Raw genomic sequence first — 21,656 nt, 5'->3', positions numbered from 1 at the left:
ACCTCACCCCTCTCCGTTCGCCCTGAGCTTGTCGAAGGGCCGTTCTTCCTTTCAACCTTTGAAGAAAGAAGGACGGTGCTTCGACAAGCTCAGCACGAACGGAGTTTGTGAGTTTCGTCATAGAGTTGGCGGCGTCAGGGGTACGAGCCCGGCCTTGAGTATGCGGATCGCGTTGCCGCCCATCGCGGCGCGGATTTCGTCGTCGGAAAAGCCTGCGTCGATCAGCGCCTGCGTGACTTGCACGAGCTTCGACGTGTCAAAGCGCACGGTGGTGGCGCCGTCATAGTCGCTGCCGAGCGCGACGTGCTGGATGCCGACGAGGTCGCGGACATGCTTCATCGCCTTGGCGATGCTCGCGGGCGACGTGTCGCAAACCGCGGCGTCCCAGTATCCGATGCCGATGAGGCCGCCGGTCGCGGCGACGCCCTTGATCTGTTCGTCGCTGAGGTTGCGGTTGACCTTGCACGTCGCCTGCACGCCGCCATGGCTCGAGACGACCGGGCGGCGCGCGATCTTCAAAATGTCGGTGACGCACGCGTTCGAGCAATGCGCGATGTCGACGATCATGCCCTTGGCTTCCATCGCCTCGACCACCTGCCGCCCGGTCGGGGTGAGCCCGCCCTTCCTGAGGCCGTGCATCGATCCCGCGAGATCATTGTCGAAAAAATGGGTGAGGCCGGCCATGCGGAAGCCGGCGGCGTAGAGCTTGTCGAGGTTGGTCAGCTTGCCTTCGATCCCGTGCAGCCCCTCGATACTGAGCATCGCGCCGACGGGCGGCGCCTTGCCCCGGCGTTCGGCGAGCAGCGCGTCGATATCCTCGGGGGCATTGACCGAGCGTAGCTTGCCGGCCGAAGCGGCGACCGCACGGTGCAGCTTTTCGGCGTGCCACAGCGAGCGTTCGAGGAGCGAATTCCACGTCCGCACAGGCTGGAGCTGCGCGATCACGAGGCCGGTGATATTGTCGGTATCGCCGCCGTTCGCGTCATAATTCTGGCCCTTGGGCGATTTGGTCGTGCTCGCGAGGATTTGCAGCGCGACATTGCCGTCCTCGAGCCGTGGCAGGTCCATATGGCCGCGGTCGGCGCGCTCCAAGATATTGCGTTTCCAGAGCAAGGTGTCGCTGTGGAGGTCGACGATCGTCAGCGTCTGGTGCAGCGTCTTCGCGCGCTCGCTGACCGTCGGCAGTGGTTTGCCGTCGATTTTGTTCATCCCGCGTTCGAGCATGCCGGGGGCGAGGGTGAAGAAGGCGAGCGCGGCGACCGCGACGACGAGCAATATGCCGATCAGCCAGCGACGCATGAGCCTATTTCCTTGTCAGCGTGACGAAGCTGTACGAGGGGCGGCCGGCGTCGTCGGCGGGATGATCCTCGCGTGCGATCTCCTGCCACTCGGCGGCGGCCGGATAGTCGATGACTGCGTCGCCCTTGGGTTCGAGCGCGACCTCGGTCAGCTCGATGCGGTCGGCCAGCGGCAGGAAGAGGCGATAGATTTCGGCGCCGCCGATCACCATCACATGCGGCGCGTTGGCGAGCTTGAGCGCTTCTTCGATCGTCGCCACCGGCTCGGCGCCCTCATCCTGCCATTCGGGATCGCGGGTGAGTACGATGTGGCGGCGGCCTTCGAGGATCGCGGGCAGGCTGTCGAAGGTCTTGCGCCCCATGATCATCGGGCGCCCCATCGTGATCTGCTTGAAGCGGCGAAGGTCGGCGGGCAGGTGCCAAGGCATCTTGCCGTCGGCGCCGATCACGCCATTGGCGGCGCGTGCGAGGACAAGCGTAATTTCGGGGCGATTCATGCGGGAGAGGCTCCGACCCAGGTGGCATGGCCGAGCTTGCGGCCGTCGCGGACCTCGGCTTTACCATAATGGTGGACGTGGCAGGCGGGATCGGCGAGCAGCGCGGGCACCGTCTCGATCCCGCCGCCGATGAGGTTGTGCATCGTCACCGGCAAAGCGGCGGTGGCGGTGCTGCCGAGCGGCAGGCCGGCGACCGCGCGGATATGATTTTCGAACTGGCTGGCGACCGTGCCCTCGATCGTCCAGTGGCCGCTGTTGTGGACACGCGGCGCCATCTCGTTGAAGACGGGGCCGTCGCGGCCGACGAAAAATTCGCCGGTGAGGACGCCGACATAGTCGAGCTCGTCGGCGATCTTTGCCATTAGCGCGCGCGCGTCGTCCTGCTGGTCGAGCACGGCCTGTGGCGGCGGCAGGGTCGAGGTCGCGAGGATTCCGCCCTCATGGACATTGACCGGCGAATCCCAGAAGCGCGTCTCACCGTCGATGCCGCGGACCAGCAGCACCGAAAATTCATGGTCGAAGTCGACGAAGCCTTCGAGCACCGCGGCGTGGCGGTCGATGCCGTTCCAGGCGGCATCGGCATCGGCGGCGGTGGCGAGGCGCGCCTGCCCCTTGCCGTCATAGCCCATGCGGACGGTCTTGAGGATCGCGGGCGCGCCGATCCGTTCGAGCGCGGCGTCGAGCGCAGCGCGGTCGGGCACCGCGGCGAAGGGCGCGGGGCGACCGCCGAGCCCGGCGACGAAATTCTTTTCGGTCAAACGGTCCTGCGCAATTTCGAGCCCCTCGACCCCGGGGCGTACCGCGACATGGCCCGCCAGGAAGCGCACCGTATCGACCGGCACATTTTCGAACTCATAGGTAACGACGTCGCAATGCGCGGCAAAAGCGGCGAGGCGCGGTTCGTCGTCCCACGCGGCCTGCGTGTGCTGCGCCGCGACATCTGCGGCGACACTTTCGCGGTCGGGCGCATAGATATGCGTGCGATAGCCGAGCTGCGCCGCGGCGACCGCGAGCATCCGCCCGAGCTGGCCGCCGCCCAAGATGCCGATCGTCGAACCGGGGGAGAGCACCTGCGATCAGCCCTCGCGCACGGGGGTGGGGGCGACGCTGTTCGTTTGCGTCTCGCGCCACGCGTCGAGTTTTTGTGCCAGACTGGCATCATTATTCGCGAGCAGCGCGGCGGCGAACAGGCCGGCGTTGGTCGCGCCCGCCTTGCCGATCGCAAAGGTCGCCACCGGAATGCCGCCGGGCATCTGGACGATCGAATAAAGGCTGTCGACGCCGCTCAAAGCCGCCGACTGGACGGGGACGCCGAGCACCGGGACGCGCGTCATCGAGGCGACCATGCCGGGAAGGTGCGCGGCACCGCCGGCGCCGGCGATGATCGCCTTCAAACCGCGGTCTGCCGCGCTTTTGGCATAGTTTACAAGGCGATCGGGGGTGCGGTGCGCCGAGACGATCTGCACCTCGTGCGCGATGCCGAACTCTTCGAGGATCTGGACCGCGTGCGCCATCGTCGGCCAGTCCGACTGGCTGCCCATGATGACACCGACTTGCGGGGCTGTATCGCCCATTCCATCCCTCCTGCCCGGTGTTCATCGCGCCCTTGTCGCTCGGTGAATCGCCGCCGCATCCCCCCTAGCGACTGGTTTGCGCGCGGGCAACGCCGCGCGATTGATGCCGCCGCGTTTACCGATTGGTATCAAGTCGGGACTAGGGTCGCCGCTCAATAGCCGTCGGCATTCGGCCGGGGATCGTGGGTAGGGTTCGGGGACATTGAATGGATAGCGTAGGGGGGGCACGGATCGCGGTCGACCAGTTCGGCACCGTCGCTCTGGACTCCATCGAGGACCAGCTGCGTGAAGTACGCCGCGAACGCGACGCTTTGCGCCGCGAAAACCGCGTGTTGAAGATCGCCGTCGCCGAGCTCGAACGCGTGTCCGAGCGCGATACGCTGACGCCCCTGTTCAACCGCCGTTACTTCCTGACCGCGATCCACCACCGCATGGCGCGGTTCGAGCGGCACGCCGAACGCGCCGCGGTCGTCTTTATCGACGTCAACCAGCTCAAATATATCAACGACAGTTTCGGCCACGCCGCGGGCGACTTCGCGCTGATGGAGATCGCCAAGCGCCTCGCGGGCTCGATCCGCGCGACCGACGTCGCGGCGCGCATCGGCGGCGACGAATTCGGGCTGATCCTCGACCAGTCGAGCGAGGACGGCGCGCGCGCGCAGGTCGACCGGCTGTGCGCGGTGCTGACCGCGGCGCCCGCCGAATATGACGGGCACGAGATCGCATTGTCGGCATGCTTCGGGGTCGCGATGTTGCAGACCGGGATGACCGAATCCGACATTTTGGCGGCCGCCGACCGCGATATGTATCGCAGCAAACAGGGGCTGGGCGGCCTGCCGGGGCACCGGTGAGTGCGCTAACCGCGCATTAACCAAAAGGGCGCATCGTTTCCCATGACGACAGGGGGGTAAGATGCGAAACCAGATCGACCCATATCTCGACATCCAGAACCGGATCACCGGACAGATCGGTGCGCTGGCCGAAGCGCTGCCGCACTGTGCGCTGGCGCAGATCGTGCAGGGGATCGACGATATCCGCTGCCTTGCACGCGATAACGGCTTTTCCGCGGTCGAAACCCTGGCAAGCCGGCTCGAATCGGCGGTCGCGGGGGGCGGCTATCGCGCCGCGATCCTGACCTATCTCGACGCGATGAGCGATGCGGCGGCGGTGCCGCGGGGGCCGTTGCCGTCGGCCGCGCAGGAAGCCTGGCTGGCGTCGGTCGCGGTTCGGCTGGGGCATTGACGCCAAACGCCTGACGATTCAGACTTAATCGATGGATGCAATCATGCTTGCGCTGGTGGCGGTGCTGCTCGCCAATGCCGACGGGCGCAGCGGGATCGCGCTGTCGCGGCTGCTGAGCGCGCGCGCCGACCGGCGCGTTACGGCCGTGATCGCGTTCGGCGCGTTCATCGTCAATGCCGTCATTGCCGCGGTTGCGGGAGCGATCGCGAATGGGATGATCGGGCAGGGGGTCGCCGCTCTGCTCGTTGCGATGGCGATGCTGTCGGCGGCGGTGGCGCTCTTATGGCGAGTCCGGCCGGCACTCGCCGAAGCGGGCATGGCCGACGCGTCGCCCGTCATGCTCGCGGGGCGGATGCTCGCGGCACAGTTTGGCGACCGCAGTCATTTCCTGATCGGTGCGCTCGCGGCAACGAGCGGGGCGGGGCAGTGGGCCGCGGCGGGCGGGCTGGTCGGCTGGACGCTCGCGATGCTGCCGTTCCTCGCCTTCGGGCCAGTGCTCGCCGAACGGCGCGCCGCACGCAATTTGCGCTGGGCGGCGGCGGCGATCCTCGTGCTTTGGGGGTTTCGCACCGCGCTTGGTGCGTTCGGATTGATCGGCTGATCGATCTTTCGCGGCGAGTTTCATCGTTTTTGTCGATGAAGCTTAGCCAAAGGTTCAATGGGAAAGCGCCCGCGCGCTTCGCTATATCGGTGGGGCAACAGAAAGGATGCTCCCATGTCCGACAAGAATGACAACGCCCCCGCAGTCGCCGATGCGCTGAACGCGCTGCTCGCCGACAGCTTTGCGCTCTATCTCAAGACCAAAAATTATCACTGGCACGTCCAGGGCCCGCATTTTCGCGAGCTCCACCTGCTGTTCGACGAACAGGCGGCGCAGATTTTCGCGACGACCGACCTGATCGCCGAGCGCGTGCGCAAGAATGGCGCGCCGACCTTGCGTTCGATCGGCGACGTCAGCCGCCGCGCCTCGATCCGCGACGATGATGCCGCGGGTGTCGATGCCGAGGCGATGATCCGCGCACTGGCGGACGACAACAAGACCCTGCTTGGCCAGCTCAAGGAAGTGAAGGCCGCGGCCGAAGCCGATGGCGACATTGCGACGAGCGGGCTGGTCGACGGCTGGGCCGACGAGGCGCAGCAGCGGATCTGGTTCCTCGAGGCGACGCTGGGGTATTGAGGTCGGCGGCTTTGAGGTGGAACGCTGCCACCCCTAAGCCCGTTCGTGTCGAGCGAAGTCGAGACACCCGTCGAAACAAAGTGTAGCCCGAGGGGCATCTCGACTTCGCTCGATGCGAACGGGTTAGGTAGGCGCAAGATCCGCAATCGGTCGAAAGCGGCCAGTGACCCCCAAACAAAAAGGGCGGCCCGAGAGCCGCCCTTTTCATTTGTCCGATTGTCCGGCCGATCAGTCCTGATGCGGCTGGATGTTCACCGCTGCGAACTTGCCGCGGTCGTCGACTTCGATGTCGAACGCGACGCGGTCGCCTTCGTCGAGGCCCGCCATGCCGGCGCGCTGCACCGCGCTGATGTGGACAAAGGCATCGGCCTGTCCGTCGTCGCGCGCGATGAAGCCGAAGCCCTTCGTCGTGTTGAAGAATTTAACGGTGCCCGAGGTGCGTTCACCGGTCAGCTGGCGACGGCCGCGAGCGCCGCCCGGCGCGCCGCCGGGGCCGCGGTCGTCACGGCGCGGACCATGGTCCTCGATCGGCATCGGTTCGCCTTCGATCTTGAGATCGATGGCCGACACCTTGCCATTGCGTTCGACGAGCGTGAAGCCGAGCGGCTGGCCCGAAGCGAGGCCGGCGAGGCCCGCCTGTTCGACCGCGCTGATGTGCACGAACACATCTTCGCCGCCATCGTCGCGCGCCACGAAGCCGAAGCCCTTGGCCGCGTTGAAGAATTTCACCGTGCCATTGCCTTCGCCGACGACCTGCGCGGGCATGCCGCCGCCACGTCCGCCGCCGAAGCCGCCGCGATCGCCGCCGCCGAAGCCGCCGCGGTCGCCACCGCCGAAGCCGCCGCGATCACCGCCGCCGAAACCACCGCGGTCGCGGTCGCCAAAGCCGCCGCGTCCGCCGCCGTAGCTGTCGCCGCCATAGGGTGCAGGTTCGAAGCTGTCGAAATTGCCAAAATCATCGCGCTTGCCGCGCCCACGCTGGCCGCGCCGATCCTTGTTGAAACTCATAGTCTGTTAGTCGCTTTCGGTCGTCCACACCCCATTCAACCGGCTCATTGCGCCGGACGGGGACGCAGTTCACCACAGGCACGGACTCGCCCCATGCCACCAAGGGCGCAATATATAGCCTAATAATCCACAGGCTGCGAACAGAAAATTTCGGAAAGATGATGCGGAATTTTGCACGCTTTGCCGCAGGTCGAAGCGGCGCCGGCACGGCAGTGAAAACCAGTCATTGAGCGGCACGGCCGCTTGGCCTAAGGCGGGCTTATGACTGTCTATTTCCACGAAGAAGATCTGCCCGAGGGCGTATTGGGCCCCGGCGCGGTCGCGATCGATACCGAAACCATGGGCCTGAACCCGCAGCGCGACCGGCTGTGCCTCGTCCAGATCAGCGACGGGTCGGGCGACGAGCATCTCGTCCGCTTCAAACCCGGCAGCGCCTATGACGCGCCGGTGCTAAAGGCGATATTGACCGATCCTAACCGGTTGAAACTATTTCATTTTGCACGCTTCGACATTGCGGCGCTGCAGCAGGCGCTCGGTGTCGTTACGGCGCCCGTCTATTGCACCAAGATCGCCTCGAAGCTGATCCGCACCTACACCGACCGCCACGGCCTGAAGGAACTGGTGCGCGAGTTGCTGGGCCAGGAAGTGTCGAAGCAGCAGCAGTCGAGCGACTGGGGCGCCGCCGAACTCAGCGATGCGCAGCGCGACTATGCCGCGAGCGACGTGCGCTTCCTGCATGCGATGAAGACGATCCTCGATGCGCGGCTGGCGCGCGAAGGGCGCACCGAACTCGCGCAGGCCTGTTTCGATTTCCTGCCGACGCGCGCGGCGCTCGACCTCGCGGGTTGGCCCGAGGCCGACATTTTCGCGCACACCTGACGGGGAGCGATTCGCGAGTGTCCGAACGCGCCGATCTTGACCGCACGATGCGCCGCATGTGGGCGGCGAGCGGGTCGAGCCACGACCGCGTCGTGCGCATCCTGCGTTACGGCCTGCCGCTGGTCATCGGCGTCGTCGCGGCGGTGCTCGTCTTCTCGCCCTTCACCCAGCGCGCCGAGATCAGCTTCCTCTTGTCGAAGGACAAGGTCGAGATGGCCAAGGAGCGGATGAAGGTGACGCGCGCCGAATATCGCGGCCAGGATGCGAAGGGGCAGCCGTTTGCGCTGCTCGCGGGCAGCGCGGTCCAGAAAAGCTCGGCCGAACCGATCGTGCGGATGACCGACCTGTCAGGCGCGATCCGCCTGAACGACGGCCCGGCGACGATCGTCGCGAAGGAAAGCGCCTATAATATGGACACCGAAAAGGTCGCGGTGCCGGGGCTGGTGCAGGTCAAGAGCGCGGGCGGATACCGGATCGATGCGAGCAATGTTGCGGTCGATCTCAAGACACGCAGCCTGATCGGGCAAAATGGCGTCAATGGCGCGTTGAACATCGGCACGTTTTCGGCCAACCAGCTGACCGCCGACCTCGACAAACGGATCGTGCGCCTGCAGGGCAATGCGCGGCTGCGGATCAATCAGGGAGTGATCAAATGAACCGCCTATCGCCGATGAAAAGCATGTTGCTGGCCGGCGCGGGCTTTGCGCTGACCAGTCTTGCGCTGCTGTCGGCCGGCACCGGCGGCGACACCGCGCAGGCGCAGGCGCTCGCCAACCACAACAGCGCCGCCCCGGTCGATTTCGACGCCGGCAGCATCGAGGTGCAGGACCGCGCCGACCGCGTCGTGCTCGAGGGCAATGTCCGCGTAACGCAGGCGGGAATGACGCTGACCGCGGCGCGGATGACCGTGGCCTACAGCCGCCAGGGCGGCACCGAAGTCAACCGGCTCGACGCGACCGGCGGCGTCGTGGTGACCAAGGGCGACGAGCGCGCTTCGGGCAATGTCGCGATCTATGACCTCGACCGGCGGCTGATCACGATGGTCGGCAATGTCCAGCTGACCCAGCGCGGCAACCGGCTGAACGGCGGGCGCATGGTGATCGACCTCAGCACCGGCCGCGCGACGGTCGACGGCCGCGGCGCGGCGCGCGGCCCCGACGGCAACCCGATCCAGGGCGGCACCGGCGGGCGCGTCACGGGCACCTTCACGGTACCGGAAAGAAAGCAGTAACCAACAGCTTTAACCGGGTTGCAACCACGCGCCTGCACCAAGGGTGCGGGACCAGATCATCGCGGAGCCGGGGGGCGACGCCGCATAGTGTGAAAGCAGCCCCCATGCGCTTTTCCCCCATCGTCCCGCCCCGACGTCCGATGTTCGGCCGCCGCCAGGAACCCCCTGTGGTGATCGTACCGACCCCGACATCCGAAGAACGGCGCCTGATCGACCGGATCATCCGCCATGCCGGATATGGCCAGTCGCGGTAAGCGTTGTTAGCGCGGCCTATCGCCCCTACATGGGGCGCGCATGCCGCCTGATACCTCCACGTCCGCCGATGCCTCACGCGAACCGCCCGTCCTTGCGACGCTGAAGCGGTTCCTCCCCTATCTGTGGCCGGCGGGGCAGGCGGAGGCGAAGGTCCGCATCTGCCTTGCCGCACTCATCGTGCTCGCGTCGAAGGGCGTCCAGCTGTCGATGGGCTTCCTCTATGGCGCCGCGATCGACAAGATGGCGCCGGGGATGGAGGATGGCGTCGCGCTCGCGATCGGGCTGGTGCTTGCCTATGCCGGCGCGCGCTTTGCCGGGGTGCTGTTCGACAACCTCCGCAACGTCGTGTTCGAACGCGTCGGACAGGATGCGACACGCGAGCTGGCGATCACGACCTTCAGCCATCTCCATGCGCTGAGCCTCCGCTTCCACCTCGCGCGGCGGACGGGCGAGGTCACCAAGGTGATCGAACGGGGGACGAAGAGCATCGACACGATGCTCTATTTCCTGCTGTTCAACATCGCGCCCACGATCGTCGAACTCGCCGCGGTGCTGATCATCTTCTGGACCAAATTCAGCTTCGGCCTCGCCAGCGCGACCGCGTTCATGGTCGTCGTCTACATCATCTTCACCCGCAAGGTGACCGACTGGCGCAACGCGCTGCGCACGCGGATGAACGACCTCGACACGCTGACGATTGGGCGCAGCGTCGACAGCCTGCTCAATTACGAGACGGTCAAATATTTCGGCGCCGAGGAGCGGGAGGAAGCGCGCTATCGCGACGTTGCCGACCAATATGCCAAGGCCGCGGTGAAGAGCGAGAACAGCCTCGCCTGGCTCAATATCGGCCAGAGCCTTGTCACCAACGCCGCGCTCGCGGGCGCGATGGCCTACACCGTGTGGGGCTGGTCGATCGGCGAATATAAGGTCGGCGACGTGGTGCTGGTGAATACGCTGCTCGCGCAGCTGTTCCGCCCGCTCGACATGCTCGGCATGGTCTATCGCGTGATCCGCCAGGGGCTGATCGACATGGAGGCGATGTTCCGCCTGATCGACACCCCGCCCGAGATCAGCGATGCGCCGGGTGCATGGCCGCTGGTCGTGAACGGCGGCGCGGTGGCATTCGAGAATGTCGTCTTCGGTTATGAGCCCGACCGCACGATCCTGAACGGCGTGAGCTTCGCGGCCGGCGCGGGCGAGACGCTGGCGATCGTCGGGCCGTCGGGCGCGGGCAAGTCGACGATCGCGCGGTTGCTGTTCCGCTTTTACGATCCGCAGGGCGGGCGGGTGTTGATCGACGGTCAGGATATCAGCCAAGTTACGCAAAAGAGCCTGCGCGCCGAGATCGGCATCGTCCCGCAGGACACCGTGCTGTTCAACGACAGCATCGGCTATAATATCGCCTATGGCCGCGAGGGGGCGAGCGCCGATGCGATTGCCGAGGCGGCCGAGGGCGCGGCGATCGACACCTTCATCGCTTTGCTGCCGCAAGGCTATGATACCGAGGTTGGCGAACGCGGGCTGAAGCTCTCGGGCGGCGAGAAACAGCGCGTCGCGATCGCGCGGACGCTGCTCAAGAATCCGCCGCTACTGATCCTCGACGAGGCGACGAGTGCGCTCGACAGCCGCACCGAGGCGGCGATCCAGGACACGCTCGAGCGCATCGCGGCGCGGCGCACGACCTTGGTGATCGCGCACCGCCTGTCGACGGTCGTGAACGCCGACCGGATCATCGTGCTCGAGCGCGGCCGCGTCGCAGAGACGGGGACGCACGAGCAACTGCTGCACATGCGCGGACTCTATGCGGACATGTGGGCGCGGCAGCAGGCCGAGCGCGACGAGGGGACCGTCGAGGCCTGACTGCGTCCGGTTGGCATTTACAATTTTGTAAGTGATTTCCAGCAATTGCCCCTTTCTGGACCATCCCGCCATTTTGGCGGGCTTTCGATCTGAAAGGCGGGGATTTGATCAGGCTGGCGATGTGTATCGCAATCGACCACGATCCGTGGCTCGTTGCGCTGGCGGTCGCAATTTGCGGCGTTGGCGCCTTTGCGATCGTGCAGATGTTCGAACGCGCGCGCGAGGCGCAGCGAAAGCAGGGCATCGCCTGGGCGTTCCTGGTCGCCGTCGCCGCGAGCGCGACGATCTGGTGCACCCATTTCGTTGCGATGCTTGCCTTCGAGGCGAAGGCGCCGGTGACACTCGATCCCGTTCTGACAATCGCCTCGCTGATGGTTGCGATGGTCGGCTCGTTTATCGGCTTCGCGGTTGCGGCGTGGGGCAAGGACGAGATTTTCGGCGCGATCGGCGGGGCGCTGTTCGGGGGCGCGATCGCCGCCATGCACTTTACCGGGATGACCGCGTACCGCGTCGACGGCATTGTCGCGTGGGACGATGCCTATGTCGCCGCGGCGGTGATTTGCGGCATGGTGTTCGCCGCCGCCGCGCTGACGGTCCTCCGTACGGCGCGGGCGGTTCGATACCGCATGCCGCTGGCGACGGGTTTGATCGTGCTCGCGATCGCGTCGCTCCACTTCCTCGCGATGACGGCGATGCGGATCACCCCGATGGCGCTCGACGAAACGCCGCTGCGCCCGGCGGAGTTCAACGCGCTGGCGCTCGCGACCGTGCTGGTCGGCGGGATCGTGATCGCTGCGGGGGTCTTCGCCGCGATGCTCGACCGCCAGACGCGCTCGGACGCCATGCGCGAGCTGACGCATATGGCGATGAGCGACGCGCTGACGGGCTTGCCCAACCGCACCGCCTTTCGCGCCGAATTGTCGCGGCAGATCGGCGCGGCGCTGGTGAGCGGCGAGCGGGTCGGGCTGTGTGCGATCGACCTCGATCGGTTCAAGGAAATCAACGACGTCCATGGCCACAAGGCGGGGGACGAGGTGCTCGCGCGGATTGCGCAGCGGATGCGCGACGCGCTCGGTCACAATGAATTCGTCGCGCGGCTTGGCGGCGATGAGTTTGTTGCGCTGACCCGCTTTACCGATCGCGCGCAGCTGATGGCGTTCGCCGCGCGGCTCGATGCCGAGCTGAAAACGCCGCTGGTATTTCCCGATTTCGAGGCGCGGCTCGGCGCGAGCATCGGGGTCGCGGTCTTCCCCGACGATGCGGCGACCGCCGAGATGCTGTCGAACAATGCGGACCTTGCGATGTACCGCGCGAAGACCGACGCGGCGACCGCGCCGTGCCACTATGACTGGCAGCTCGACGAGGCAATCCGCGACCAGCGCGAACTTGCCGCCGACCTGCGCAGCGCGATCGACCGGCGCGAGCTTGACGTCCATTATCAGGTCCAGACCTCGGTCACGACCGGCGAGGTGACGGGTTATGAGGCGCTGCTTCGCTGGACGCATCCGGTGCGTGGGCCGATCCCGCCGGCGGTGTTCATCCCGCTCGCCGAGGCGAATGGCTTCATCCTGACGCTTGGCGAATGGGTGATGCGGCGCGCGTGTTCCGATGCGGCGGCGTGGCCACATGCCTCGAAGGTCGCGGTCAATGTGTCGCCGCTCCAGCTCGCGCACGTCGACCTGCCGCGCCTGTTCCACCAGATATTGCTCGACACCGGGCTGCCGCCACGGCGGCTGGAGATCGAGCTGACCGAGACCGCGATCATCGCCGACCGCGAACGCGCCCTCCATGTGCTGCGCCAGATCAAGGCGCTGGGCGTCGGGGTCGCGCTCGACGATTTCGGCACGGGCTATTCGTCGCTCGAGACGCTGCGTGCTTTCCCCTTCGACAAGATCAAGCTCGACCGTTTCTTCGCCGCCGAGCTGGAGGGGAATATCCAGTCGACCGCGATCCTTCGCGCGGTGCTGGCGCTGGGCAAAAGCCTCTCGATCCCGATCCTTGCCGAGGGGATCGAGACTCCCGAGCAGCTCGACGTCTTGCGCCGCGAAGGATGCGACGAGGCGCAAGGCTTCCTGATCGGGCGTCCGGGGCGCGGCGTGGCGCGGGGCGACGACGAACCACAGGTCGCGGTCGCTTAAGCCGTTTCCCAATAGGGCGGGTCGCCGAACGTCGCTTTCAGATGATCGCGCAGCGCGCGGAGTTTCGCCGACGGGTCGCGGCCCTGCGAATGCGCCATATAGATCCACTCCTCGTCGGGGGCGATGGCGATGGGGATGGCGACGAGCTTGCCGGCCTTGATTGCGGGACCGGCGATGAAGGCGGGGAGCATCGCGATGCCGAGGCCGGCGGTGACCGCATCGCGAATCATGTCGCCATTGTTGACGCCGAGCGCCTGTTTCGCCTGAATCGAGACCGGGCCGTCGTCGGTGCGGAAATGCCAGTCGCTGGCGCCGCGGTTGGTGTAGAAGATACCGCGGTGGTTACGCAGATCCTGCAGGCAGGTCGGGGTGCCATACTCGGCGAGATAGGCGGCGGACGCGACCAGGATGCGGCGGCTCTTTGCAAGTTTCCAGACGATAAGGCGCGTATCGTCGATGACACCCTGCCGGATGATCGCGTCGTGGCCGCTCGACGCGACGTCGATGCGGCGGTCGTCGAGGTCGAGCGTAAGCTGGATTTCGGGATGGCTTTTCAGGAACGGATAGAGCGCGGGGCCGAGATGCATATGGCCGAAGGTTACCGGCGCCGCGATGCGCAGCGCGCCCGCGAGCGTGCCGCGGCGTTCGGCGATGTCGGCTGCGGCCTCGACGACATCGCGCGTGATCCGTTGTGCGCGCGGGAGGAAGGCGCTGCCGTCCTCGGTCAGGCTCAGTCTGCGCGTGGTGCGGTGGAGCAACGCGCTGCCCAATGAGCGTTCGAGTTCGGCGAGGCGCTCGCTGACCACCGATTTCGACAGGCGAAGCTGGCGCGCGGCGCCGCTGATCGAGCCATGCTCGACCGTGGCGACGAATGCGGCGATACCTTCGATGCGGATCATTGTTCGGTTTTCCCGAAAAGCAGGACCAAGAGTTGCCGTCTATTCCGAACGTGTCCTCAGGTCCATCTTCCTTTCATCGAGACGGGCATCGGGCCCGCCGCCGAACAGGAGAAAGATCATGGATCGTTTGCTGAACAAGGTCGCAATTGTCGCCGGCGCCAGCTCGGGCATCGGCCGCGAAACCGCGAAACTCTTTGCCGCCGAGGGCGCCTCGGTCGTCGTCGGGGCGCGCCGCCAGGCCGAACTCGACGCGCTGGTTGCCGAAATCACGGCTGCGGGCGGAAAGGCCGTTGCGGTCGCCGGCGACGTCCGCGACGAAGCCTTCCACGAAGCGCTCGTTCGCGCCGCGGTCGACAATTACGGACGGCTCGACATCGCGTTCAACAACGCCGGGGTGTTCGGCGAAGCGGGACCGAGCACCGAAGTGTCGGGCGCGGGGTTCGCCGACGCACTTGCGGTCAACCTCACCGGCTCGTTCCTCGGCGCGAAGCACCAGATCGCCGAGATGGTGAAGCATGGCGGCGGGTCGGTGATCTTCACCTCGACCTTTGTCGGCTACAGCTTCGCCTTCCCGGGCAGCGCGGCCTATTCGGCCAGCAAGTCGGGGCTGATCGGGCTGACGCAGGCGCTCGCCGCCGAGTATGGGCCGCAGCAGGTGCGCGTCAATGCGGTGCTGCCGGGCGCGGTCGAAACCGACATGTATCACGACGTCAACGACAGCGCGGACAAGAAGGATTTCGTGACCAATCTGCACGCGCTGAAACGCGTCGCGCAGCCGATCGAGATTGCGAAGTCGGTGCTCTATCTCGCCTCGGACGATGCGAGCTTCGTCACCGGCACGGCATCTTTGCTCGACGGCGGGGCGTCGATCACGCGCAGCTGAGGGCGCTGCATCGTAAATCGGGCGGGGGTTCGACGGAACCTCCGCCCGAATTGCGTCCTGACCCCGACAATCGTAACTAAATGTCGCGCCTTGGGTTGACCCCTCGCGCCCGCGCCCTTTACGCAAGGGCTATGCCGCACGATACCAGCCTGATCGGAACCATCGTCGCCGGTCTGGGCGTGGCGTTCCTGATGGGCGCGCTGGCACACCGGCTCAAGATTTCGCCGATCGCGGGTTATTTGCTCGCGGGCATTTTGGTCGGGCCGTTCACCCCGGGGTTCGTCGCCGATACGGGGCTGGCGATGCAGTTGGCCGAAATCGGCGTAATCCTGCTGATGTTCGGGGTCGGGCTGCACTTCTCGCTGAAAGACCTGCTCTCGGTACGCAAGATCGCGGTGCCCGGCGCCATCGCGCAGATCGCGGTCGCGACCGCGCTCGGCATGATGCTCGGGCTGTGGCTCGGCTGGTCGATCGAGGGCAGCGCGGTGTTCGGGCTGGCGCTGTCGGTCGCGTCGACGGTCGTGCTGCTGCGTGCATTGCAGGCGCGCGACATGGTCGAGACCGAAAAGGGGCGGATCGCGGTCGGCTGGCTGATCGTCGAGGATCTGGTGATGGTGCTCGCACTCGTGCTGTTGCCCGCGATGTTCGGGTCGCGCGGCGACGAAGGGGGCTCGGCCGGGTTGCTCCAGTCGGCGGCGATCGTGCTGGTCAAGGTCGTCGGCTTCGTCGCCTTCATGTTCGTGATCGCGCGGCGCGTGCTGCCGTGGGTGCTCCACTGGGTCGCGCATTCGGGATCGCGCGAGCTGTTCCGTCTCGCGGTGCTCGCGATTGCACTCGGGGTCGCGTTCGGCGCGGCGGTGATTTTCGATGTGTCCTTTGCGTTGGGCGCCTTCTTCGCGGGCATGATCCTCGGCGAAACGCAGCTGTCGCGGCGCGCGGCCGAAGAGACGCTGCCGCTGCGCGATGCCTTTGCGGTGCTGTTTTTCGTCTCGGTCGGCATGCTCTTCGATCCCAAGGTGTTGATCGAACAGCCGGGGCCGGTGCTCGCGACGGTCGCGATCATCGTCGTCGGCAAGTCGGTCGCCGCCTATGCGCTTGTCCGCGCCTTCGGCCATAATTCGGGGACCGCGCTGACGGTGTCGGTCAGCCTTGCGCAGATCGGCGAATTTTCGTTCATCCTTGCCGGGCTCGGCGTGGGGCTGAAGGTGTTGCCCGAAACGGGGCGCGACCTGATCCTCGCGGGATCCTTGCTGTCGATCCTGTTCAATCCGATCCTCTTCTCGCTCGCGGTCAAGCGCATGCGTTCCGACGAGCCCGAAGCGGTCGAGGCGGAGGGCGTCGACGCGCCCGAACCGTGCAACGCCGGGGTCGTGCTGATCGGTTACGGCCGCGTCGGCAGCCATATCGGCAGCCTGATCTGCGGGCGCGGCGAGGGGCTGACGGTGATCGAGGACCAGAAGGATATGGCGGCCGCGGCGCGCGAGGCGGGCGCGACGGTGATTCTCGGCGATGCCACCAAGGAAAGCATCTTGCGACAGGCCGGGCTCGACACCGCAGCGACGCTGCTGATCGCGATCCCCGAGGGGGTCGAGGCGGGTGCGATTGTGCGGCGCGCGCGGGCGATCAACCCGAAGCTGGTGATCGTGGCGCGTGCGCATTCGGACGAGGAGGTCGCCGACCTGGTGCGCCGCGGCGCCGATCATGTCGTGATGGCGGAACGCGAGACCGCGTCGCGGATGGCTGAGCGGGCGATGCTGACTTTGGCTTAATGATTGGATTGGAGGAGTCCGGGGCTTCCCTCTCCTCCGCATCCGCCCTATCGCCCACCCACAATGTCTGCCGACGCTCTCCTCCCGCTCCTCAAGTCCACTTTTGGTTTCGATGCCTTTCGCGGGCGTCAGGGCGAGGTCGTCGATCGCGTGATGGCGGGTGCGCGGACGCTCGCGGTGATGCCGACGGGGGCGGGCAAGTCGCTGACGTACCAGCTGCCTGCGGTTGCGCTGAACGGCTGCGTTATCGTCGTGTCGCCGCTGATCGCGCTGATGCACGACCAGCTGCGCGGTGCGCGCGCGGCGGGGATTCGCGCCGCGAGCCTGACGAGCGTCGACGCCGATTGGGCCGACACGCGGCAGGCGTATCGCGACGGCCAGCTCGACCTGCTTTACGTCGCGCCCGAGCGCGCGACGGGTGAAGGGTTCAAGACCCTGCTCGAGGCGCAGATGCCGGCGCTGTTCGCGATCGACGAAGCGCACTGCGTGTCCGAATGGGGGCATGATTTCAGGCCCGACTACCGTCTGCTGCGCCCTTTGCTCGATGCCTTTCCGGTGGTGCCACGGCTTGCTCTCACGGCGACGGCCGACAAGCACACGCGCGAGGACATCCTTGTCCAGCTTGGCATTCCGGCCGACGGGCTGATCCTCGCGGGCTTCGACCGGCCGAATATCCGTTACGCGATCCGCCCGCGCGTGAGCCCGGCGAAACAACTCGTCGAATTTATCGCCGCCAATCCGGGGCCGGGGATCGTATACGCCCCGACGCGCAATGGCACCGAGCGGCTCGCCGAACAGATTGCGGCGGCGACGGGGCGGAGTGTTGCGGCGTATCACGCGGGGCTCGACCCCGAGCGGCGCGCGCAGGTCCAGCATGATTTCGTTGCGTCGGAGGACGGGATCGTCACCGCGACGGTCGCCTTCGGCATGGGTATCGACAAGCCCGATGTGCGCTTCGTCGCGCATGCCGGGCTGCCGAAATCGATCGAGAGCTATTATCAGGAAACCGGCCGCGCCGGGCGCGACGGCGACCCCGCCGAGGCGATGATGCTGTGGGGCGCCGACGATTTCGCGCGCGCACGGATGCGCCTTGCGGAGCTGCCCGAGGCGCGTGTCGCGGGCGAGCGGGTGCGGCTCAATGCGCTTGCGGCGCTGGTCGAGACGGTCGAATGCCGCCGCGCGCTGCTGCTGCGGCATTTCGGCGAGAACCCGCCCGAACGCTGCGGCAATTGCGACAATTGCCTCGAGCCCGGGCGGCAGGTCGACGCAACCGTGCTCGCGCAGAAATTGCTCTCGGCGGTGTATCGTACCGGGCAGAGTTTCGGTGCGGGGCATATCGAAGCAGTGCTGTGCGGACGGAGCGACGAGCGGATCGTCGGCCGCGGGCATGACAAATTGTCGGTATTCGGGATCGTTGCGAGCGAAGAAGCGCGGCTGATCAAGCCGCTGGTGCGTTCGCTGATGGCGCGCGAGGCGCTCGACACCACCGAGCATGGCGGGCTGATGCTCGGCCCCGCGGCGCGCGCGATGATGAAGGGCGAGACCGCGGTGCTGATGGCCGAACCGCCGGTGAAGCGGACGCAAAGAGCGGCGCGGGGCGGCGCAAACGCAACGCCGAACCCGGTCGGCGATCCGCTGTTCGATGCGCTGCGCGCGATGCGGCGCGAGCTGGCGGCCGAGGCGAATGTGCCGCCCTATGTGATCTTCCACGACGCGGTGCTCCGCGCGATGGCGAGCGAACGGCCGGCGACGCGAAGCGCATTGGCCGATATTCCCGGCGTGGGCGGCAAGAAGCTCGACGCCTGGGGCGATGCTTTCCTGAACGTGATCCGGCAATTTTGAACTAAAAGCCGGTCGCGCGACTGGTCGATTTCGCAAACGGCTAGCCATATTCCGAACGCGGCGCGACCGCTGCGCCGATTATCGCCACCCGATCCTTCATCGAGCCCGCTCTCCCTTTGCGGCGCCGATCGATGAAAGGATTTCGACGATGAAACACCGACTGATCCCCGCGCTGCTCGCCGGATGCCTTGTCGCTGCTATACCGATGGCACAAGCGTCCGAAGCGCCGACGCGCGTGCGTGTCGACATGCGCGGGCTCGACCTCGGTACGCCGGCGGGTCTGAAGACCGCGGAACTTCGGATCGCGCGCGCGGTCAAGATGGCGTGCCGGAGCGATGTCGAGCATTTGAGCCCCCGGGCGCGCCGTATAGCCAAGCAATGCCGCGCGGCGACGCGCGACCTGGCCATGCGGACATTGCGGGACAGTCAGCTCCAGCGACTGGCGGCGCAGTGAGCCGCTGCGGCGCGGCCGCGGCGACGGTGGCGCGCCGACGTGGCTTGCAGTAGCAAAACGCGATGGCGTCGTTCCTGATCCTCGACCCAATGATTCGTGGCGGCGCCATCGCGCTGTTCCTGTTGTGGATCGCCATCCTTGCGCGCGACCATGGTCATGTCCTTCCCGCGCGCGTCGCCATTGCGATGAACCTGTCGATCATTGCCTATCTGCTCGTCCCGGTCTTCAGCCCCGGAGGAGTCGCGCGCTTTCCCTATGCCATTTGCGACGCGCTGTCGGTGATGGTCCCGGCCTTTTTCTGGCTGTTCGTGCGGCTGTGGTTCGACGACCAGCAGGGGATCGGCTGGCGCAGCTGGCTGCTCGTTGCCGCGTTCGCCGTGCTGCCGGCGACCCAGATCATATTGATGGCCGCGACGGGGACGTTCAGCTTTGCAATCTGGGTGCTGGTGCGCATCGGCATGTTCGTCTTTGCGGTGGCGGGCATGTGGATCGCGTGGCGCGGGCGGGCGAACGACCTGATCGAGGCGCGGCGCGGTTTTCGCGCGGCGCTCGTCTGCGCGATCGGCGGCTTCATCCTGCTCGTGACCTTTGTCGAGATGTTCGACGGCCATGGCACGGCGCCCGACCTTGGGCGGTCGGTGACGCTGGTCGCGATCCTGATCGCGACCTTTATCGTATCGATCGGCCTGTATCGCTTTCGGCTCGCCGAACTGTTCGCCGCGCCCGGGCCACCGCCGAAGCGGGGGGAGCCGCCGGCTACGCCCTCGGCGCTTGCGCAGCGGCTGCATGCGGTGATGGCCGAGGCGCGCGCCTATCGCGCCGAGGGCTTTTCGATCACCATCCTCGCGGCGCAGCTTGGCGAGCCCGAATATCGCGTGCGGCGCGCGATCAACGGCGAGATGGGCTTTCGCAACTTCACCGCGTTCCTGAACAGCTTTCGGCTCGACGAGATTCGCGCGGCGCTCGCCGATCCGGCGCAGCGCGAGGTGCCGATCCTGACGATCGCGATCGACGCGGGCTTCGGTTCGCTGGGGCCATTCAACCGCGCGTTTCGCGATGCCGAGGGAATGACCCCGAGCGCTTATCGCGCGGGGCGGCTGGCCGATTCCGGAATCGGCTAGCCGATTTTCGACTTCGCGGCGCGGGGCCTGAGGAAAGCTGCTGAGCAGCGGACATCGATTTGAAGGATGCCCGCATGATCCACGCCTTTCCTCCCCTCGCCATCCTGCTCGAAAAGGGTCCGGCGATCTTTGCCTTCGACTTCGGCCGCTATCTGATTGCGGCGGGGGTGACGAGCGCGGTCGTCTGGGGGCTACGGCGGTCGAGCCTTGCCGCGCGCAAGATCCAGGCGCGCGAAGCCACCGCCGCCGACAGGCGCCGCGAGGTCCTGCAATCATTGCAGACGGCGGGCGTCTATCTGTTCGTGGCGCTGTTCATCGTCTGGGGCACCGACGCGGGCGTGCTGCACCGGTTCCAGGGCAGTTATGGGCTGCTTGGCGACATGGCGTTGCTCGCGGCGATCATCGTCGCGCATGATGCCTATTTCTATTGGGTGCACCGCGCGATGCATCATCCGAAGCTGTTCAAGGCGTTCCACCGCGCGCACCATCGCTCGGTGACCCCGACGCCTTGGGCGGCATACAGCTTTGCGATCCCCGAAGCCTTTGTGATGATATTGTTCGTGCCGATCTGGCTGTTCTTCGTCGCGACCCCGGCGTGGGTGATGATGTTGTGGATCAATTTCCAGATCATCCGCAACGCGATGGGGCATGCCGGGTTCGAACTGCATCCGCGCTGGTGGCTGTCGACCCCTCTGACGCGCTGGATCAACACGACGACGCATCATGATCTGCATCATAGCGGCGGGTTCAACCGCAATTACGGGCTTTATTTCACCTGGTGGGACAAATGGATGGGGACCGAACATCCGCACTATGCCGCGCGGTTTCACGAGGTGGTGGCGCGCGAACCGCTGCGCGAGGTGGCGGGGCCTCAGGCCGGCGGCGAAATGACCGAAACGATGTCGCTGCGCAGCGTCCAGCCGAGCCGTTCGTAGAGCGCCTTGCCGTCGCTGGTCGCGACCAGCAGGCATTCGGTGACGCCGCGGCCAAGGGCGCGGCGACCGAGTTCGGCCATGATCGCCGACCCGAGCCCGCGGCGGCCGAACTGCGCTTCGGTGACAATTTGGTCATAGACGGCGGTGGCGGCGTGGATGCCGAGCACGCCGCGCGCGGCGAGCGCGCCGTCGGTGTGCCGCGCCACCGCCTCGAAACGGTTGGCGCCTTCTTCGACCTCGATCGTGAAGTCGGGGGTGGCGCGCGCTTCGGGCATGTTGGCGCCGGTCGCCATCAGCCACATCGGATCGCGCGGCTGCCAGTGCGGGGGGATATGCGGAAGGATCGCGTCGCGCGGGGCGGCGATGTCGACATAGATGTGCGGTGCGTCGACTGCGGCGAAGGCAGCGGCGGCGGCTTCGCCCGACGCATTGCCGAGGATGAAGCGGCCGGTCTGGTCGGGCTTGCCGGCATCGAACCACAGCGCTGGGGGAAGCGTGGCGGCAACGGGCGCTGCGTATCCGCGCGCCGCGCAATAGCCAAAGGCCCATTCGAAATGTTCGTTCATGGTCGCGACCATAGGTGATGCGCGCGGC

23 protein-coding genes are annotated in these 21,656 nt (G+C 66.4%); 16 read left to right on the top strand and 7 right to left on the bottom strand.

All coding sequences use genetic code 11. From position 1 onward, the window contains the following. Positions 1-117: 117 nt before the first annotated feature. The 4 genes from GGC65_RS12715 to purE are packed head-to-tail and all read right to left on the bottom strand — an operon-like array spanning position 118 to position 3,369. Positions 118-1,299, bottom strand: coding sequence for a dipeptidase (locus GGC65_RS12715; RefSeq protein WP_192647501.1), 1,182 nt, complete (start codon positions 1,297-1,299; stop codon positions 118-120). Positions 1,300-1,303: 4 nt separating this feature from the next. Next, complete coding sequence (locus tag GGC65_RS12710; protein ID WP_192647500.1) at positions 1,304-1,795, bottom strand: dihydrofolate reductase; 492 nt, start codon at positions 1,793-1,795, stop codon at positions 1,304-1,306. Further along, entirely contained in the window at positions 1,792-2,865 is a 1,074-nt protein-coding gene (locus GGC65_RS12705) for a 5-(carboxyamino)imidazole ribonucleotide synthase (protein WP_192647499.1), read from the bottom strand. The genes GGC65_RS12710 and GGC65_RS12705 overlap by 4 nt, the downstream gene beginning before the upstream one ends. A 6-nt stretch (positions 2,866-2,871) precedes the next feature. Next, positions 2,872-3,369: a 5-(carboxyamino)imidazole ribonucleotide mutase gene (gene purE / locus GGC65_RS12700; RefSeq protein WP_192647498.1), complete on the bottom strand. Its 498-nt coding sequence runs from the start codon at positions 3,367-3,369 to the stop codon at positions 2,872-2,874. A gap of 206 nt (positions 3,370-3,575) precedes the next feature. Here purE and GGC65_RS12695 point away from each other — a divergent pair, with 206 nt between their 5' ends. From GGC65_RS12695 to GGC65_RS12680, 4 genes are all read left to right on the top strand, one after another. Beyond that, positions 3,576-4,220, top strand: a complete 645-nt coding sequence (locus GGC65_RS12695; RefSeq protein WP_192647497.1) for a GGDEF domain-containing protein — start codon at positions 3,576-3,578, stop codon at positions 4,218-4,220. A 61-nt stretch (positions 4,221-4,281) separates the two neighbouring features. Continuing rightward, positions 4,282-4,611 carry a hypothetical protein gene (locus tag GGC65_RS12690; protein ID WP_192647496.1) on the top strand — a complete coding sequence of 110 codons (330 nt, stop codon included), beginning with the start codon at positions 4,282-4,284 and terminating at the stop codon, positions 4,609-4,611. A 31-nt stretch (positions 4,612-4,642) separates the two neighbouring features. Then, a complete protein-coding gene (locus GGC65_RS12685) occupies positions 4,643-5,212 on the top strand; it encodes a TMEM165/GDT1 family protein (protein WP_192647495.1) in 570 nt (189 codons plus the stop codon). A gap of 114 nt (positions 5,213-5,326) precedes the next feature. Then, on the top strand, positions 5,327-5,788 hold the full coding sequence (locus GGC65_RS12680; RefSeq protein ID WP_192647494.1) for a Dps family protein: 462 nt from the start codon (positions 5,327-5,329) through the stop codon (positions 5,786-5,788). A gap of 228 nt (positions 5,789-6,016) precedes the next feature. Here the strand turns inward: GGC65_RS12680 and GGC65_RS23730 are convergent, their stop codons facing one another. After that, a complete protein-coding gene (locus GGC65_RS23730; RefSeq protein ID WP_192647493.1) occupies positions 6,017-6,796 on the bottom strand; it encodes a cold-shock protein in 780 nt (259 codons plus the stop codon). Positions 6,797-7,057: 261 nt separating this feature from the next. Between GGC65_RS23730 and GGC65_RS12670 the strand changes: the two genes are divergently transcribed. From GGC65_RS12670 to GGC65_RS12645, 6 genes are all read left to right on the top strand, one after another. Beyond that, positions 7,058-7,675, top strand: coding sequence for a ribonuclease D (locus tag GGC65_RS12670; RefSeq protein ID WP_192647492.1), 618 nt, complete (start codon positions 7,058-7,060; stop codon positions 7,673-7,675). 17 nt (positions 7,676-7,692) lie between these two features. Next, complete coding sequence (gene lptC, locus GGC65_RS12665) at positions 7,693-8,331, top strand: LPS export ABC transporter periplasmic protein LptC (protein ID WP_192647491.1); 639 nt, start codon at positions 7,693-7,695, stop codon at positions 8,329-8,331. A gap of 14 nt (positions 8,332-8,345) precedes the next feature. Continuing rightward, a complete protein-coding gene (locus tag GGC65_RS12660) occupies positions 8,346-8,906 on the top strand; it encodes an LptA/OstA family protein (RefSeq protein ID WP_413052752.1) in 561 nt (186 codons plus the stop codon). 104 nt (positions 8,907-9,010) lie between these two features. Beyond that, a complete protein-coding gene (locus GGC65_RS12655; RefSeq protein WP_192647490.1) occupies positions 9,011-9,160 on the top strand; it encodes a hypothetical protein in 150 nt (49 codons plus the stop codon). Between the two features lie 40 nt (positions 9,161-9,200). After that, positions 9,201-11,021 (top strand): ABCB family ABC transporter ATP-binding protein/permease, encoded by a 1,821-nt coding sequence (locus GGC65_RS12650; RefSeq protein WP_192647489.1) that lies wholly within the window; start codon positions 9,201-9,203, stop codon positions 11,019-11,021. Between the two features lie 119 nt (positions 11,022-11,140). Beyond that, complete coding sequence (locus GGC65_RS12645; RefSeq protein WP_225940802.1) at positions 11,141-13,159, top strand: putative bifunctional diguanylate cyclase/phosphodiesterase; 2,019 nt, start codon at positions 11,141-11,143, stop codon at positions 13,157-13,159. Here the strand turns inward: GGC65_RS12645 and GGC65_RS12640 are convergent. Beyond that, on the bottom strand, positions 13,156-14,058 hold the full coding sequence (locus GGC65_RS12640) for a LysR family transcriptional regulator (protein ID WP_192647488.1): 903 nt from the start codon (positions 14,056-14,058) through the stop codon (positions 13,156-13,158). The two genes, GGC65_RS12645 and GGC65_RS12640, sit on opposite strands and share 4 nt — an antisense overlap. Positions 14,059-14,176: 118 nt before the next feature. On the opposite strand from GGC65_RS12640, the gene GGC65_RS12635 reads away from it, so the two are divergent. From GGC65_RS12635 to GGC65_RS12610, 6 genes are all read left to right on the top strand, one after another. After that, positions 14,177-14,941, top strand: coding sequence for an SDR family oxidoreductase (locus tag GGC65_RS12635; RefSeq protein ID WP_192647487.1), 765 nt, complete (start codon positions 14,177-14,179; stop codon positions 14,939-14,941). Positions 14,942-15,072: 131 nt separating this feature from the next. Further along, positions 15,073-16,710: a YbaL family putative K(+) efflux transporter gene (ybaL, locus tag GGC65_RS12630; RefSeq protein ID WP_192647486.1), complete on the top strand. Its 1,638-nt coding sequence runs from the start codon at positions 15,073-15,075 to the stop codon at positions 16,708-16,710. Positions 16,711-16,773: 63 nt separating this feature from the next. Next, a complete protein-coding gene (gene recQ / locus GGC65_RS12625) occupies positions 16,774-18,552 on the top strand; it encodes a DNA helicase RecQ (RefSeq protein ID WP_192647485.1) in 1,779 nt (592 codons plus the stop codon). Between the two features lie 148 nt (positions 18,553-18,700). Further along, positions 18,701-19,006, top strand: coding sequence for a UrcA family protein (locus tag GGC65_RS12620; RefSeq protein WP_192647484.1), 306 nt, complete (start codon positions 18,701-18,703; stop codon positions 19,004-19,006). A 62-nt stretch (positions 19,007-19,068) separates the two neighbouring features. Continuing rightward, a complete protein-coding gene (locus GGC65_RS12615; protein ID WP_192647483.1) occupies positions 19,069-20,127 on the top strand; it encodes an AraC family transcriptional regulator in 1,059 nt (352 codons plus the stop codon). A gap of 74 nt (positions 20,128-20,201) precedes the next feature. After that, on the top strand, positions 20,202-21,062 hold the full coding sequence (locus GGC65_RS12610; RefSeq protein ID WP_192647482.1) for a sterol desaturase family protein: 861 nt from the start codon (positions 20,202-20,204) through the stop codon (positions 21,060-21,062). Here GGC65_RS12610 and GGC65_RS12605 read toward each other — a convergent pair. Continuing rightward, positions 20,999-21,628: a GNAT family N-acetyltransferase gene (locus tag GGC65_RS12605; RefSeq protein WP_192647481.1), complete on the bottom strand. Its 630-nt coding sequence runs from the start codon at positions 21,626-21,628 to the stop codon at positions 20,999-21,001. The genes GGC65_RS12610 and GGC65_RS12605 overlap by 64 nt on opposite strands. Positions 21,629-21,656: the final 28 nt, after the last annotated feature.

Origin of the sequence: Sphingopyxis sp. OAS728, from assembly GCF_014873485.1 — a bacterium.
In the GTDB taxonomy this organism is placed as follows: Bacteria; Pseudomonadota; Alphaproteobacteria; order Sphingomonadales; family Sphingomonadaceae; genus Sphingopyxis.
This window is presented reverse-complemented; position numbering and strand designations above follow the sequence as displayed.